The organism is Anaerovibrio slackiae (genome assembly GCF_009695585.1).
Taxonomy (GTDB): domain Bacteria; phylum Bacillota; class Negativicutes; order Selenomonadales; family Selenomonadaceae; genus Anaerovibrio; species Anaerovibrio slackiae.
Window position 1 is genome coordinate 37,708 of sequence record NZ_VUNR01000014.1, and the last position, 14,149, is coordinate 51,856.

13 protein-coding genes and 1 tRNA gene are annotated in these 14,149 nt (G+C 44.2%); all 14 read left to right on the forward strand.

Annotated features, from left to right (window positions below; translation table 11 throughout):
- Positions 1-218 precede the first annotated feature (218 nt).
- The 14 genes from FYJ84_RS08210 to FYJ84_RS08275 all read left to right on the forward strand — a co-directional run bounded on the left by FYJ84_RS08210 (position 219) and on the right by FYJ84_RS08275 (position 14,129).
- Positions 219-1,634 (forward strand): GntP family permease, encoded by a 1,416-nt coding sequence (locus tag FYJ84_RS08210; protein ID WP_154407115.1) that lies wholly within the window; start codon positions 219-221, stop codon positions 1,632-1,634.
- A gap of 251 nt (positions 1,635-1,885) precedes the next feature.
- Positions 1,886-3,166 (forward strand): dicarboxylate/amino acid:cation symporter, encoded by a 1,281-nt coding sequence (locus FYJ84_RS08215; RefSeq protein WP_154407116.1) that lies wholly within the window; start codon positions 1,886-1,888, stop codon positions 3,164-3,166.
- Positions 3,167-4,083: 917 nt separating this feature from the next.
- Positions 4,084-4,521, forward strand: coding sequence for a DUF4869 domain-containing protein (locus FYJ84_RS08220; protein ID WP_154407117.1), 438 nt, complete (start codon positions 4,084-4,086; stop codon positions 4,519-4,521).
- 72 nt (positions 4,522-4,593) lie between these two features.
- Entirely contained in the window at positions 4,594-5,568 is a 975-nt protein-coding gene (locus FYJ84_RS08225) for a translation initiation factor 2 (protein ID WP_154407118.1), read from the forward strand.
- A 27-nt stretch (positions 5,569-5,595) separates the two neighbouring features.
- Positions 5,596-6,564 carry an ABC transporter ATP-binding protein gene (locus FYJ84_RS08230; RefSeq protein ID WP_154407119.1) on the forward strand — a complete coding sequence of 323 codons (969 nt, stop codon included), beginning with the start codon at positions 5,596-5,598 and terminating at the stop codon, positions 6,562-6,564.
- On the forward strand, positions 6,564-7,304 hold the full coding sequence (locus FYJ84_RS08235) for an ABC transporter permease (RefSeq protein WP_154407120.1): 741 nt from the start codon (positions 6,564-6,566) through the stop codon (positions 7,302-7,304). The genes FYJ84_RS08230 and FYJ84_RS08235 overlap by 1 nt, the downstream gene beginning before the upstream one ends.
- A gap of 77 nt (positions 7,305-7,381) precedes the next feature.
- Positions 7,382-9,436 carry a DUF262 domain-containing protein gene (locus tag FYJ84_RS08240; RefSeq protein ID WP_154407121.1) on the forward strand — a complete coding sequence of 685 codons (2,055 nt, stop codon included), beginning with the start codon at positions 7,382-7,384 and terminating at the stop codon, positions 9,434-9,436.
- Positions 9,437-9,459: 23 nt separating this feature from the next.
- Complete coding sequence (locus tag FYJ84_RS08245) at positions 9,460-10,392, forward strand: metal ABC transporter ATP-binding protein (RefSeq protein ID WP_154407122.1); 933 nt, start codon at positions 9,460-9,462, stop codon at positions 10,390-10,392.
- Positions 10,392-11,231, forward strand: a complete 840-nt coding sequence (locus tag FYJ84_RS08250; RefSeq protein ID WP_154407160.1) for a metal ABC transporter permease — start codon at positions 10,392-10,394, stop codon at positions 11,229-11,231. The genes FYJ84_RS08245 and FYJ84_RS08250 overlap by 1 nt, the downstream gene beginning before the upstream one ends.
- Positions 11,232-11,354: 123 nt before the next feature.
- A tRNA-Arg gene (locus FYJ84_RS08255) sits at positions 11,355-11,429 on the forward strand.
- A 391-nt stretch (positions 11,430-11,820) separates the two neighbouring features.
- A complete protein-coding gene (gene dcd / locus FYJ84_RS08260; protein ID WP_154407123.1) occupies positions 11,821-12,411 on the forward strand; it encodes a dCTP deaminase in 591 nt (196 codons plus the stop codon).
- A gap of 2 nt (positions 12,412-12,413) precedes the next feature.
- Positions 12,414-12,875 carry a hypothetical protein gene (locus FYJ84_RS08265; protein WP_154407124.1) on the forward strand — a complete coding sequence of 154 codons (462 nt, stop codon included), beginning with the start codon at positions 12,414-12,416 and terminating at the stop codon, positions 12,873-12,875.
- Positions 12,868-13,104 (forward strand): DUF1653 domain-containing protein, encoded by a 237-nt coding sequence (locus FYJ84_RS08270; protein WP_154407125.1) that lies wholly within the window; start codon positions 12,868-12,870, stop codon positions 13,102-13,104. Before FYJ84_RS08265 ends, FYJ84_RS08270 begins: the two co-directional genes overlap by 8 nt.
- Positions 13,105-13,400: 296 nt before the next feature.
- Entirely contained in the window at positions 13,401-14,129 is a 729-nt protein-coding gene (locus tag FYJ84_RS08275; RefSeq protein ID WP_154407126.1) for a Crp/Fnr family transcriptional regulator, read from the forward strand.
- The last annotated feature ends 20 nt before the right edge of the window (positions 14,130-14,149 follow it).

Consider the following 14,149-nt stretch of genomic DNA (forward strand, 5'->3'; position numbering starts at 1 on the left):
AAATCGCAAGATAAATAACGCATAGAGTTATAGCTTGAGGTTATAGTTATATTGTAATGATAGGGGAAATATATCGTTTGCTATTATTGTCAACAGGTGCTAATTAGTGGCTTGACAATTGTGCAGCAGACTGATATTAATATATAGGCTGGCAGCTTTTGAGGGATTGCCTGTCGGCTGGATATGTGTAATATGGATTATAGGAGGAGTAAATTTTAATGGACACAGCAATAATTTTTGTTGCCTTAATTGGTCTGATGGTAATGGCGTACCGGGGAGCATCGATTATCCTGATTGCACCGGTATTTGCAGTGGTGGCTGCCCTGGGCAGTGAGCATGCTTCCCTGCCTGTGTTCAGCGAGCTGTACATGACCAAGGCGGCTGAATACCTGAAAAATTATTATCCAATTTTCCTGTTTGGTGCAGTATTTGCCCGCCTGATGGAGAAGGGCGGCATGGCTGCCTCGGTGGCAGGCAAGATTATTGAGCTGCTGGGTGAAAAGAGGGCAGTGCTGGCGGTGCTTCTGGGCTGCGGTGCCCTGACCTACGGCGGCCTGAGCGTGTTCGTTGTTGCTTTTGTAATGTATCCTTTTGGTGCGGTAGTGTTCAAGAAGGCAGATATTCCGAAGCGCCTTCTGCCGGCGGCATTGTGGATGGGTATCTTTTCCTTTGCCATGGTGGCTATGCCGGGTACGCCTCAGATTCAGAATATTATTCCTTCTTCTTATTTCGGTACTTCCACCTGGTCCGGCATGGGCATCGGCATCTTTGCCAGCGTGGTGTTCCTGCTAATGGGCTGGGGCTGGATTTCCTTCCGGGCCAAGCGGCTGAAGGCTGCCGGTGAGGGCTATGGCCGTCACATTGAGTTCAGCCAGCGCCGCCACAAGATTCCGAATCCTAACTGGAAGGTGTCCGTGATTCCGCTGATTATGGTTATTGGCCTGAATGTATTCCTGTCCAACCCTTTTAACTGGGATTGGGCCTTCCATTGGGATCAGGGTGCCCTGGAGTCCCTGGTGCCTTTGAAGATCAGCCTGCTGGCTCATTCCGTGGCAAAGATTTCCGCTGGCTGGTCCATTACAATTTCCCTGATTTTGAGCAGTATTGCAGCAGCGATTATTGCCCGCAGGCATCTGCGCATCACTGAGGGCATGATGACTACTATCAACGGCTCGGCGGTTTCTTCCTGCAGTGCGGTTTTGAATGTGGCTTCCGGCTACGCTTTCGGCTGCGTGGTAGTCAGCCTGGGTGGCTTTGTGGTTATCAAGGATTTGTTGCTGAATCTTGATTTTGGCGGCGGTCCGCTGTTTTCCGCGGTGCTGACTACCAATGTTATGTGCGGCTTCACCGGATCCGCTTCCGGCGGCTTGACTATTGCCCTTTCCATGCTGGGTGACCAGTGGGCGGCTATGGCTGCTCAGGCAGGCATCCCGCTGGAGGTGTTGCACCGTATTGTAGCTATTTCTTCTATCGGTATTGACCCGGTGCCTCACTGTGGTGCCTTGGTTACCATGCTGGCCATCTGCGGACTGAGCCACAAGGATTCCTATGGTGATATTGCCATTCTCATGGGCATGAAGTTCCTGGTGCCGTTCCTGTGCGTGATTTTCTACATGGTAACTGGGATTGCCTGATATATTGACTGATTATAATTATATTGTGTGTTCATAGCTTTTGGCTATGTGAATGAATTGCTGATGATTTTTAAAACTTGATTGTTTTCGGCTATTCAGGCGGCATAGGGGGTTACTGTAATGGTAGTTTCCTGTGCCGCTTTTGGCATTGGCAGGGATAATGATTTGACATAAGCGGCATGTTGTGGTAAAGTATAAATCATAGTTTTTATATATGTTATCACTATATTTATTGAAGGAAGGTTTTTTGTATGGCTGATAATAGCAAAAGGGCTTCAGTGGCAGAGACTGCCCGGGAAGCTATGGCAAAAAATGATGCCGGAGCTCAGAAAAAGCAGCTGGTGCTGTGGTTCAGTGCCCTGATTGCAGGCGGTATTCTTGGCTGGCTGCAGATTGCATCCCTGAATGGATTATTTGATTTTATTGCGACAGTGTTTACGCGGCTGTTCCAGTTTATTGCCGTGCCGACTATTGCTTTGGCGGTGATTACCACCTTGGCGGATTTGGGCAGCAGGAAGGAAACAGGCAGGATTTTTGCCCGGGCAGTTACTTATACCCTGCTGACTACTTTCTCGGCAGCTCTGGTGGGGCTGATTTTGTACAATGTGATTGCACCTGGCAACCTGCCGGCGGACGTTGTGGGGGCAGGAGCTGCAGATGTGCCTCAGAAGCTGGAGAAGCTTTCTTATTATGAGCATTTTCTGTCTGTTATTCCGAATAATATGCTGCAGCCTTTCCTGGCAGGCAATGTGCTGTCGGTGCTGCTGATTGCAGCCTTTGCCGGGCTGGGGCTGGCCTTTATGCCGGAGACGGAGAACCGTGCGGTGCTTTTGAAGGGCATCAAGGGGTTGCAGGAGCTTTTGTTTACCATGATTCGCGGTATTCTTTATGTACTGCCTCTGGGCATCCTGGCTTTTGCCGCCCAGCTGTCCGCCCAGATTGAGGCCGGTGTGATTGTTGGCTCTCTTGGCAAGTATGTGGCAGTGGTGCTGGGAGGCAATGCGGTGCAGTTTTTCATCGTCCTGCCGCTGTTTTTGCTTTTGCGGGGGCTGAATCCACTGTATGTATTCCGCCAGATGTCCCCGGCCATTGCCGTGGCGCTTTTCACTAAGAGCTCTGCCGGTACTCTGCCGGTAACTCTGGCTTCTGCTGAGAATAATCTCAAGGTCAATACCAAGGTATCACGCTTCGTGCTGCCAATTTGCACCACCATCAACATGAATGGCTGTGCGGCGTTTATTTTGGTAACATCCCTGTTTGTAATGCAGAATGCCGGTCTTGAGCTGACTACCGGCACTATGATTACCTGGCTGTTTGTGGCTGTGCTGGCGGCAGTGGGTAACGCCGGCGTGCCGATGGGCTGCTATTTCCTTACGTTGTCCCTGATGTCCTCTTTGGGAGTGCCTCTGGGCATTATGGGCATCATCCTGCCGATTTTCACTATTATAGATATGATAGAAACAGCTGAGAATGTCTGGTCTGATTCTGTGGTATGTGCCATGACAGATCATGACCTCAGAGGCAAAATTTAAGTTTGTCGTAGTGCTTGATTGTTACTTTTGCGATATATGTACGTTTTAATTATTAGTGCAGGGGAGCTGTCAGAAAAACATCAGCAAATACTCCAATGGTCGGAGAGGCAATGCCAATGCAGGCACGCTCGCGCTACTATCCACGCCTAGCGGATGCTAAGCTCTCGCTGCGCCTACGGCTTGCGACTCGCTAAGCACCGAGGCGCGTCTCAGTGCCTTGCATTGGCACCGCCTTCTCCGCCCATCGCATTATCTGCTGATAGTTACACTCCTGCGGCAGCTCCCCACTTACTTATCAGCAAGCCCTTATATTTTGCCATAGCAACATAATGATACTTTACGAACAAGCCTGAAATAGGGGGCTGGGAGGCTGACGCTACCTGATACTGCCAACTGCTATGCAAGGCAATCTGCTATTATGAGCAGAGTTGTTTGCACTATACGTTTATGCAAAGGTTGGCAATTGCAAGTTTCGTCAGCCTCCCGGCTCTTCCTTTTCAGGCTTGCTCGTAAAGTCAGAATTAGTTGCTACAGTTGCATACTAATTGAATGCAGTTGGATTATTATGTGCATATCTGTTCAGACACAAAGAGGGACAGGTGCGGCATGTACCCAAAGAAAACCTTGAGTGCAGCCTCGCTTCTTAGCAAGTGCGAGCGTAAGCGATGCAGGAGCTTAGAAGCGCGAGGCTGTGCTAAGAGCGAGAGCGAGTTTTCTATGGGTACTGCCGCTACCTGTCCTTTTAATAATGTCTGAACAGAGTCCACGAACTATCAAACCATTTTAGTCAGTATGTGCACGAAGTAACAAACCGGCACTACGACAAACTGAAATTAACATAATATCAAACTTATGATATAATAACAATAGGTATTGTTATAAAAGTTCTAGGTGTTCCGGCAAGGGGAGGTTAGCTTATGTTGCACATAGTTTTTGGCAGGTTGCCGGAGGCTGTCTTCAATACGGCTGTGTATTTCAAGAACAGTTATGAGGATAGCTGGATAACGGACGATTTTGCGAAAAGGGCAATTCTTGATGTGGATAAATCTGTCGTGCTGGGAAATGGCGTGATTGACAGCCCGGTTCTGGGCAAGATAGCTCCCAATTCCCTGTCAGGCGGTGTAAAAACCTTGATTTTGATAAAAAATGAGCCTGAGCGGATATTTAATGCCTCCACCTGTGGGGATAATTGTGCTAAATGGCTTCTGGAGATAGGCAGATTGCAGGATATTACCATTAATTTGCGGCATATTATGGATTTTGGCAGCGAACCTTTTGCTATACATATAGTAAATACGGATGCAGTTGTGCATAATATGCGTGAAATGGTGCTGATAGCTGGCAGGTATGTATAACAGGTACATGGGGTATATATCAGAGATGTGCAACAGGTATGTATAGCAGGTAATGTGCAACGGGGGCTGATTATGAAGGGAATACAACGTGTTATTGTCAGTAATAAAAGAGTCAAGTATCAGTTTGAGCTATGCAGGAATCTCACTGTTATCAGAGGTGATAGTGCAACCGGCAAGACAACCCTGATAGAGATGATTGGTGAATTCTATGAAAACGGGGCTGCTAGTGCGGTAAATATAATTTGCGCCAAGGAGTGTTATGTGCTTTCCGGCAGGAAGTGGCTGTCGGATTTACAGACTGTTCGTGATAGTATTGTTTTTATTGATGAAGGGAATGAATTTGTTTTTTCTAACGAATTTGCAGCGGCTATCAAGGACACAGATAATTATTATGTTATTGTGACAAGGGAGGCAATACCTGCTTTGCCGTACAGTGTGGATGAGGTATATGGTATTCGTGAGTCAGGCAAGTATGGAACGTTGAAGCAGACCTATAATGAATTTTATCGTTTTTATGCCATGCCGGAGCGTGGGCTTCCTGTGAAGCCTGAATGTGTTATTACTGAGGATTCAAATGCAGGAAATCAGTTTTTTTCCGCTATTTGCGACAAAAATAATATCCGTTGTATTGGTGCAGGAGGCAAATCAAATATTTTTCATCAGGTGTCCCAGGTGCTGGGGCTGATAGAGGGACCTATAGTGGTCATAGCAGATGGTGCTGCTTTTGGTGCAGAAATGGAACGGCTCGTCAATTTGGCAAGGTTATGGGAAAATATTGTTCTCTACTTGCCTGAATCATTTGAATGGTTAATACTTCATTCCGGCGTGGTCAGCGATAAGGAAATAGCAGAGGTACTGTCTGATACATCTAACTATGTGGAGAGTAGTGAATATTTCAGCTGGGAAAGGTTTTTTACGGCTTTATTAATAAAGAAAACAGATGGTTCATATTTACAGTATGCAAAACGTAGGTTAAATACTTCGTATTGTGCAGATAAAATAGCTGGGCAGATTTTGCAGGATATAGGCTGGATTGAGTTTGGCTAATTGGTGCAGGTAGTAAGGTGGTAGCAGATGATTAAAGTTGAGGGATTGACCAAGGAATTTATTAGGAAGGGCAGGGATGGCAAGGCTGTCAGGAAGCTGGCAGTGGACGGGCTGTCCTTTGAGATAGGACGCGGGGAGATTTTTGGGCTCCTGGGGCCCAATGGTGCCGGCAAGACCACTACCATCAGGATGCTGACCATGCAGACGGAAAAATCAGCCGGCAGAATTTTTTATGACGGCATGCCACTGGAGGGCAACGAGAAGGCCATCAAGGAAATGATTGGCATCGTGCCCCAGCATATCAATTTTGATAATGACCTGAGCGTGGGCTACAATATGGAGCTGCACGGCAGGCTCCACCACATGGACAGCATGGACAGGAAGCTGCGGATTGGGGAGCTTCTGCGGTATATTGAGCTGGAGGATACGGTGAATATGCCGCCGCGGCAGCTGTCTGGCGGCATGAAAAGGCGGCTGCTGATTGCCCGTGCCCTGATACACAGACCCAAAATCCTCTTTATGGATGAGCCTACAGTTGCCCTTGACCCCCAGGTCAGGCGGCGCATCTGGGACTTAATTCGGGAGATGGCTGCCAACGGGGTGACTGTGCTTCTGACTACCCATTACATAGAGGAAGCGGAAAGCCTTTGCAACCGGGTGGCGATTATCAACAAGGGCAGGCTGGTGGATATTGATACCCCTGCATCCTTCTGCCAGCGCATGGGAAGGATTGCTGTGGAATGGAACGGCACGGCAGAAAACGGGAACACTATTAAGGGCGGCATGGCAACAGAAGCAGGAAAAAGTGCGAAAGGCGGCAAGGCAGGCAGTTCGGGAGATGAGCTGCACGAAAGTGGCCGCCAGTACCGCTTTTTTGACAGCCGTCAGGAAGCCGCAGAGTTCGTGGCAGCACAGGAACTGGAGGATGCCAGGATAAGGCGTTCTAATCTGGAAGATGTGTTTATTGAGCTGACTGGCAGAAGGGAGGGGCTGTAATGCTATTGCAGGATATTTGGACGGTGTTCTGGCGGGACTGGATTGTGCTGCAGCGGCGGCTGAAAAAGTTTATTTTTAGCCGTATGGTGGCGCCGCTATTGTACATGGTGGCCTTTGGCTGGGGGCTGGGGCGCAGCATCCAGGTGACGGACGGCTCCTATCTTGATTTTCTGGTGCCGGGTATTCTGGCACTTAATTCCATGAATATCAGCTTCAACAGCGTGACGCCGGTTCATTCGGAGCGCATCTATCACAAGAGCCTGGAGGAATATATTATTGCCCCGGTGGTGCCGGAGGCCTTCGTGATTGGCAAGGTGCTGGCGGCAGTGCTGCGAGGGCTGATTTCCTCGGCGATTATCCTGGTGCTGGCAGTGCTTTTCGGGGCGCAGCTGCACCTGACACCGCTGTTTTTGCTAGTGCTGGTGGTCAATTGCATTATTTTTTCCGAAATCGGCTTTTTTGCTGCCATGACTATCAGCACCTATGAGGAAATGGGGCAGGTCAATACTTATGTACTGCTGCCTATGTCATTTCTCTGTGGCACATTCTTTTCAGTGCACACCCTGCCGGAGGCGGTGCGGTACTTTATCCAGCTGCTGCCCCTGACTCATACCAGCTACCTGCTGCGGGGGATTTCCCTGGGGCAGCCCATAGCCTTGGAATCCCTGGTGGTGCTGGTTTTGTATGCTATAATATTGTTCATGGCGGCCCGCTGGGCGTTTTTGAGGCTGACGAAGTGAATGAAATATAGTTGGTATATGAACATTAGGATGGACTTTTTTGTGTGCAGCTATTTTATTTTCTGGGAGGGAGTTTTATGAGATCAAATGTAGCTTGGGTACTCAAGGATTTGATAGAAAAAAATAGAAGGGTATTTAAGATACCTGTTTATCAAAGAAACTATGATTGGACTAATGTTCAGTGTGAAAAGTTATTTGAGGATATTATTATTGCATTCAAGGAAGATAGAAAGCATTTTACTGGTTCTATAGTTTATATTAACGATATTTCCTCAAGTATACTGGATGAGGATTTGATTATTGATGGTCAGCAACGAATAACTACAATCTTCTTGTTGCTGAAAGTTTTATATGATATAGCAAGTGAGAGAGGCGAAACTAGAGTTGCTAGTGAAGTATCGGATTATTTATATAATAGGAATTGTGATGAAAAGTATAAGTTGAAATTAAAACCTGTTAAAACTGATCAGGAACAATTTTATAACTTAATGGTCGGTACCGATATAGGATTGGATGAAAACTCTAACATTGTCAATAATTATAAAATATTACAAAAGTTAGTTTTGGCTCATTTGGATAAAAACTATTCATTGGATGATATTTTGCGCGGGATGAAAAAACTCGAAATTGTTGAAATTGTGTTGGATATGTCTCAAGGAGATGATCCACAAACGATATTTGAGAGTATTAATTCAACTGGGTTGGAGTTGTCGCTGGCGGATTTGATTAGAAATTATTTATTAATGAGTGATACTAATCAAGATACGTTGTATGAGCATTATTGGTCATACATGGAAAGAGTTGTGGAAAATGAAAATTTAGCTAATTTTTTTGTCCAATATCTAAATTTTAAAATCAATGATTCTGTGACGGACAAAAATGCTTACACAAAATTTAAAAAATATTCTAAGAATTTTACGCATGAAGAAGTTTTGAAGGATATGAAAATATATGCCGGGTATTATGCAGCATTTATAGGGAAAAGAACTTCTTACAATGAAAAAATTACTAGTTATTTAAGAGATTTTAGATTGCTTGATCAGAGTACGGTATATGTATTTTTATTTTCTATGTTTCATGAGTATGATGATGGTAATTTAGATACTACGACCTTAGAGAAAGTATTGTGTTTTTTGAGGAGCTATTTTGTACGACGCATTGTTTGTGGGATACCATCTAATAGTTTAAGAGGGTTATTTAAAACGCTTTATGCTAGATTATTCAAAAATAGTGTGTCTAAAGATTATTATGGAGTTATGTATAAATTTTTTATTGAACTCCGTACAAAAGATAGGATGCTGTCCGATGATGAATTTAAGAATGAATTGGTTTATGGAGAATTGTATAAAAAGGCAAAGTGTTGTAAGTTTATTTTAGCCATAATAGAAAATGAAGGAAGTAACGAAGTTTTAGATACCACGAAAATGACGATTGAACACATACTGCCACAACGTGAAAATTCTGTGGTATGGAAGAAAGAAATTGGCGAACGTTATTCCGATGTATATAATAAATATCTTAATACACTTGGTAATTTGACAATAACTGGTTACAATAGTGAATTAGGAACTAAGTCATTTAGTGAGAAGAAAGCTATTATAAGAGAACATTCCAAAGCGAATATACTAAATAAAGAAATTTTGAGTGCAAGTAAATGGAATGAGGATACTATTAAGGCTAGGGCGGATATATTATCAGGATATGTATTACGTTTGTTAGATTATGAGAAATTATCTGATATTGGCATGATAAACAAGAGTATCGATGATAAGACGTATAGTTTATCTGATATATCTATAGTTGCGCATACAAAGCCAGTGAATTATACTTTTTATGGTGAAACAGTTTCAGTGAAATCATATTCTAATATGTTATTTTTATTTATAAAAATGTTGTATGATTTAGATGATAAAAAAATTCGTGATATAGCCAAATGTAAGTTTTCACCTACTGCGACAAATCGTGTTTATGTGTCTCTATCAGAAAAAGACTTTAGAAAACCGAAAGAAATTGACAATACTGGTATTTTTTTTGAGACGAATTTAAGTGCTACCAGCATCTTGAAATTTATAAGCGGTTTAATTGAGGTGTATAATTTATCTCCGGAAGAATTTGAATTTACAGTTGCGTGAGATTATTTTTGTAGGTGTAGATAATGTTGAGAAAACTGTTTCATCATGCCAGCTCCCAGAGCGATTGCACGAAGCTGTGCTGTACGCGGATTGAGAGCTTCGGGGTAAGGGCTGGCAATCTGGTGATTTTTGAGGATGTAAATATTCATGTGCATTGTGGCCAGCTAACGGCTATCATAGGGCCTAATGGCGCCGGGAAAAGCACGTTGCTGCGGGCCATCCTAGGGGAGGTTCCCCATACGGGGCAGCTGAAGTATACGGATGCCAAGGGCAAGCACACCGGCAGCCCGGTTATAGGCTATGTGCCCCAGTATCTGAAGTTTGATGTTAGTGCGCCCATTACGGTGCAGGATTTGTTTGCAGCCTGTCTAAGCAACCGCCCGGTATGGTTGCTGCCTGTAAACAATCGCCAGAGAATTTTGGAGAGTCTGAGGCGTGTCAAGGCGGCAGAGCTGATTGACCGCACGCTGGGAGCCTTGTCTGGCGGCGAGCTGCAAAGGGTGCTGGTGGCTCTGGCACTGAACCCCATGCCGGATTTGCTGCTTCTGGACGAGCCGGTATCCGGGGTGGACCAGAACGGCTTAGAGATTTTTTATGAGATACTGGAGGATTTGCAGAACAACGAGGACATGGCGATTATCCTGGTATCCCATGACCTGAACATGGTGGCCCGTCATGCGGACCAGGTGGTGCTGATGAACAAGGGCGTGGTGTGCAGTGGCAGTCCGGAGGAGGTATTTCGCGACAGGAGAACACGCAAAATCTTCGGTATGCTGGCAGGTGATGGCACACGGGACAGGGGAACTGGCTTCGAGTGGCTGCCCCACAGGAAAAAATCCGTCGGTGAAGGCTGCAGCTGCGATTGTGATTGTGGAAGCATTAGCAAAAGCGATGCTGGCTTTGGTAGTGGTGATGGCAATATTTATGATGTCGGTCAAGAGGGAGATGGTAGATGATGGAAACGATTTACGGCATATTGTCTGCCCTTCCCTTTGACTGGCTGCATTATGACTTTATGAAAAATGCCCTGCTGGCAGTGCTTTTGATTACTCCGCTTTTTGGGCTGTTGAGTACCATGGTTGTATCCAATCGCATGGCGTTTTTTTCTGATTCTTTGGGACATGGAGCTTTTACGGGGCTTGCCATCGGTGCGATTTTGGGGATTTTTTCCCCGGTGCAGTCATTGCTGCTGTTTTCCATAGTTTTTGCCCTGCTGATTACCTGGATAAAAAATCATAGCACTGCCTCTACTGATACCATAATTGGCGTGTTTTCCTCAGTGGGAATTGCGGCAGGCCTGATGATGATGTCCTATGGGGGGAGCTTCAACAAATACGCCAGCTACCTGATTGGCGATATTCTCAGTATTACTCCGGAGGAAATCGGTTCTTTAGCAGTGGTGCTGGTGCTGGTCTTTGTGACCTGGGGGATTTTGTTCAACAGGCTGATGATTGTCAGCATCAATGCGTCCTTTGCCAGGAGCCGGGGAATTTCTTCTACCCTTGTGGAAGGCGTTTTTGCAGCGATGGTAGCAGTGGTGGTTGCCATCAGCATCCAGTGGGTAGGGCTTTTGATTATCAACTCACTGCTGGTTCTGCCTGCTGCGGCAGCGCGGAACGTGGCTGCCAGCGTCAAGCAGTATCATCTTTTTTCTGTGGCATCGGCCATGCTTTCCGGCGTTACCGGGCTGGTGGCGGCCTATTACTGCAATATGGCGGCAGGTGCTACCATTGTAGTGGTGTCAGCCGTGATTTTTTTCCTGACCATGGCAATGAAGAAACGGCTGTCAAAATAATTCTGCCATGCAGATGGTTATATACTAGAAAAGTAATTCTATGAGAAAGTGGATTTTCTGCTTGTAAAAATTTCAGATTAATGCTATAATATCCTAGTCGCCTGTATGAGGCGGTAAAAATGTGCGCTCGTAGTCCAGTGGATAGGACGTTAGCCTCCGGAGCTGAAAGCGTGGGTTCGACTCCCGCCGAGCGCACCATAAAGGTCAAACTTATCAATCCGGCTCAGGGTTGGTTTAAAACGGTATTTAACAGTGATATTGCTGTTGGATATCGTTATTTTTTTGATAAAAGCTGCAATTATTCCTTTCAAATTTGGAATGGTATATGCTTCTATCTCTCTGTGATAGCGTTCGATATATTTTATGATAGTTTCTTTTGAGATGTTCGCCGGGCGAGATGTTTCCTTTTTCCAGCTTGCATATAAAACTTGCTTCAGATCTGTTCATACTAAAATTAAAATTGTTTAAACTTAGTTGTTATAGATTTGTTTACAAAAAAGGTTCAAAATGATAAGATTAAAAGTATATAGCCATAATCTTTAGGCTATAGCTATTTGGGTGGAGCTTTCAATTTTCAGGGGGGATTAGGATGCTCTTATCAGATCAGGAGATTAAGAAGCTTGCTAAGGAAGATGGGATGATTACACCGTTTGAAGAACGCAATCTCCAGTCAGTGTCGTATGATATAACGGCTGGCAATATTGCACGAGTTTTTAACAGATTAAGCGATCCTATTGATTTGAATGACAAAGAAAATATAAAATTGACATATTGTGAAATTGATATTACGGATGGATATTTAATCAAGCCAAATGAGTATATGCTGGTTAAGTCTGGAGAAAAGTATACATTGCCTGATGATATAGCAGCGTATGCCCGTCCAAGAACCACCTTGTCAAGATTAGGACTGATTTTAACACCCCAGCACTTTAACCCTTCATTCTCAGGGTATATTTATTATGGACTGCTGAATGTAACTCCAAATATTCTGAAGATATACCCTGGTACCAGTATTGGACAAATTGTTTTTGAAAAGGTATATGGTGCATTAGACAAAAAAAATTTGTATAAGAATAAAACCTCGGCTCAGTACCAAAATGAAAATGAGTTTATCATCCCTGATGTAAATAATACAAGGCCTGAAATTATGGTATATGTAAATGGCATTTTGGGAGAATAACTATGGGAAGAAAATTAGATGAATTCATACAAAAGTATTTGGATATAGACAATAAAGTTCCCGCTGAATACAAAGAAGCTGTAGCTGAGGGGTTGAAAAATGAGTTGAAAAAGGAATTTTTCAATGATTATAGAGCGGAGCTTCTTTCTCTAAAACAAGATGTTAATCAGCAGAAAGCTAATGAAATTGCTTTGCGCAGGTTCTCAGAAAAAATCAAAGCGTTAAAGCAGACAGTTCTGAATGCTATTGTAATCAGCTTTTTGATAGGGATGCTAGTCAATCAAACAACAGATCTTATAACTTACTTTAAAATATTTGACGAAACAGCACGATTGCTTTGGACATTTGTATTCATAATAGTATTTTTGATATTAGCAATTGGTGCTGTGCATTTCATGTATACAAACTCCCTTGAAGAATTCACTCAAACTGTATTTAAGGAAAAAGGAAAAAATTATGAATAGAGAATTGCCACGTCCTGGCGAAATTTGGAATCACTTTAAAAACAACCCATACTTAATCATTGATATTGCCGAACATACGGAAAATGGAAAAATGCTGGTAGTATATAGGCAATTGTATGCGCCGTTCAAGGTTTATTGCAGGCCTTTGGAAATGTTCATGAGTGAGACTGATACCGCAAAATACCCGTATGCGAAGCAAAAGTATAGGTTTGAACGTGTAGATAAGTAGAATAATGAGATGATAGCCGCTGTGTACAATATATGTATGCCACAGTGGCTATTTTATTTTTCATGGAAGTTTCAGGACCTTACCTATGGTTACTTGCCACAAGGGGTTCAAGCTCATTAATATGAAAGTTCTACTTTTTGTTGTCATTTTAGAAATTATATAATAAAATAATCCCAAAAGGGACAGGTGGCCTTTTTCTTTGGTATTATAGAGCATATAATATACCTACAATCGATTAAAAACAAGATAAACCAAACGCGCGCAAGTGATTTTTTTGTTTTTATAAGGATGACAATATGATAAGTAGTGAATATTTAGACAGTGTGTGGCCTTTTTTACGGGAAACTGACCTGGAGAGGCGTAAAAAGTTTTATATTTATTTTCAAAATGCTCCATTATGGTTGATAGACTGCGTATCTGTAGAAAGAATACAGAAAGGGACAATCTTCCTTCGGGAAGGAGATCCGGTGGATACCATGTATTTTATAGCTAAGGGGGTAATTAAGGGGACAGACATGAGGATTTATGGTATGGCCTTTGACTACATGATTTCTGTCGGGGTATATGCTTACGGCGGCATGGAATTTCTGATAGGGCTGGAGAGGTATCAGACCTCCTTGCAGGCACTAACAGACTGCATTGTGCTGAAAATACCGAAAATTCAGTTTGCCAAATGGCTGAACACAGATATTAGCGCCTTGGCACAGGAAGCCAGGCTCATGGGGGAATATCTGCTGGAGCAGACGTACAAGGTACGGGCTTTTTTGTTCTTGCAGGGGGCGGACAGGCTGGCCATGCTGCTGAAGACCATGTATGAGCTGGAGGCGGTGGATGGAGTCCTGCGCCTGGCTAACAATCGTCAGGAGCTGTCGGATTTTACCGGCTTGAGTGTAAAAACCATTACCCGGGCGGTGCAGAAACTTTGGCGGGAGGGACTTGTCAGCAGGCAAGGCCGCGTGCTGATGGTAGATGCGGGGCAATACCGGCTCATACAGGAGAAGCTGTCACAGGTGATTTCAGAATAGGGGAATGGTCATCCTTGGTA

Coding starts and splice junctions, on each gene's coding strand:
- FYJ84_RS08210 (WP_154407115.1), top strand. CDS start 219: ATGGACACAGCAATAATTTTTGTTGCCTTAATTGGTCTGATGGTAATG.
- FYJ84_RS08245 (WP_154407122.1), top strand. CDS start 9,460: ATGTTGAGAAAACTGTTTCATCATGCCAGCTCCCAGAGCGATTGCACG.
- FYJ84_RS08250 (WP_154407160.1), top strand. CDS start 10,392: ATGGAAACGATTTACGGCATATTGTCTGCCCTTCCCTTTGACTGGCTG.
- FYJ84_RS08270 (WP_154407125.1), top strand. CDS start 12,868: ATGAATAGAGAATTGCCACGTCCTGGCGAAATTTGGAATCACTTTAAA.
- FYJ84_RS08220 (WP_154407117.1), top strand. CDS start 4,084: ATGTTGCACATAGTTTTTGGCAGGTTGCCGGAGGCTGTCTTCAATACG.
- dcd (WP_154407123.1), top strand. CDS start 11,821: ATGCTCTTATCAGATCAGGAGATTAAGAAGCTTGCTAAGGAAGATGGG.
- FYJ84_RS08240 (WP_154407121.1), top strand. CDS start 7,382: ATGAGATCAAATGTAGCTTGGGTACTCAAGGATTTGATAGAAAAAAAT.
- FYJ84_RS08215 (WP_154407116.1), top strand. CDS start 1,886: ATGGCTGATAATAGCAAAAGGGCTTCAGTGGCAGAGACTGCCCGGGAA.
- FYJ84_RS08225 (WP_154407118.1), top strand. CDS start 4,594: ATGAAGGGAATACAACGTGTTATTGTCAGTAATAAAAGAGTCAAGTAT.
- FYJ84_RS08265 (WP_154407124.1), top strand. CDS start 12,414: ATGGGAAGAAAATTAGATGAATTCATACAAAAGTATTTGGATATAGAC.
- FYJ84_RS08235 (WP_154407120.1), top strand. CDS start 6,564: ATGCTATTGCAGGATATTTGGACGGTGTTCTGGCGGGACTGGATTGTG.
- FYJ84_RS08230 (WP_154407119.1), top strand. CDS start 5,596: ATGATTAAAGTTGAGGGATTGACCAAGGAATTTATTAGGAAGGGCAGG.
- FYJ84_RS08275 (WP_154407126.1), top strand. CDS start 13,401: ATGATAAGTAGTGAATATTTAGACAGTGTGTGGCCTTTTTTACGGGAA.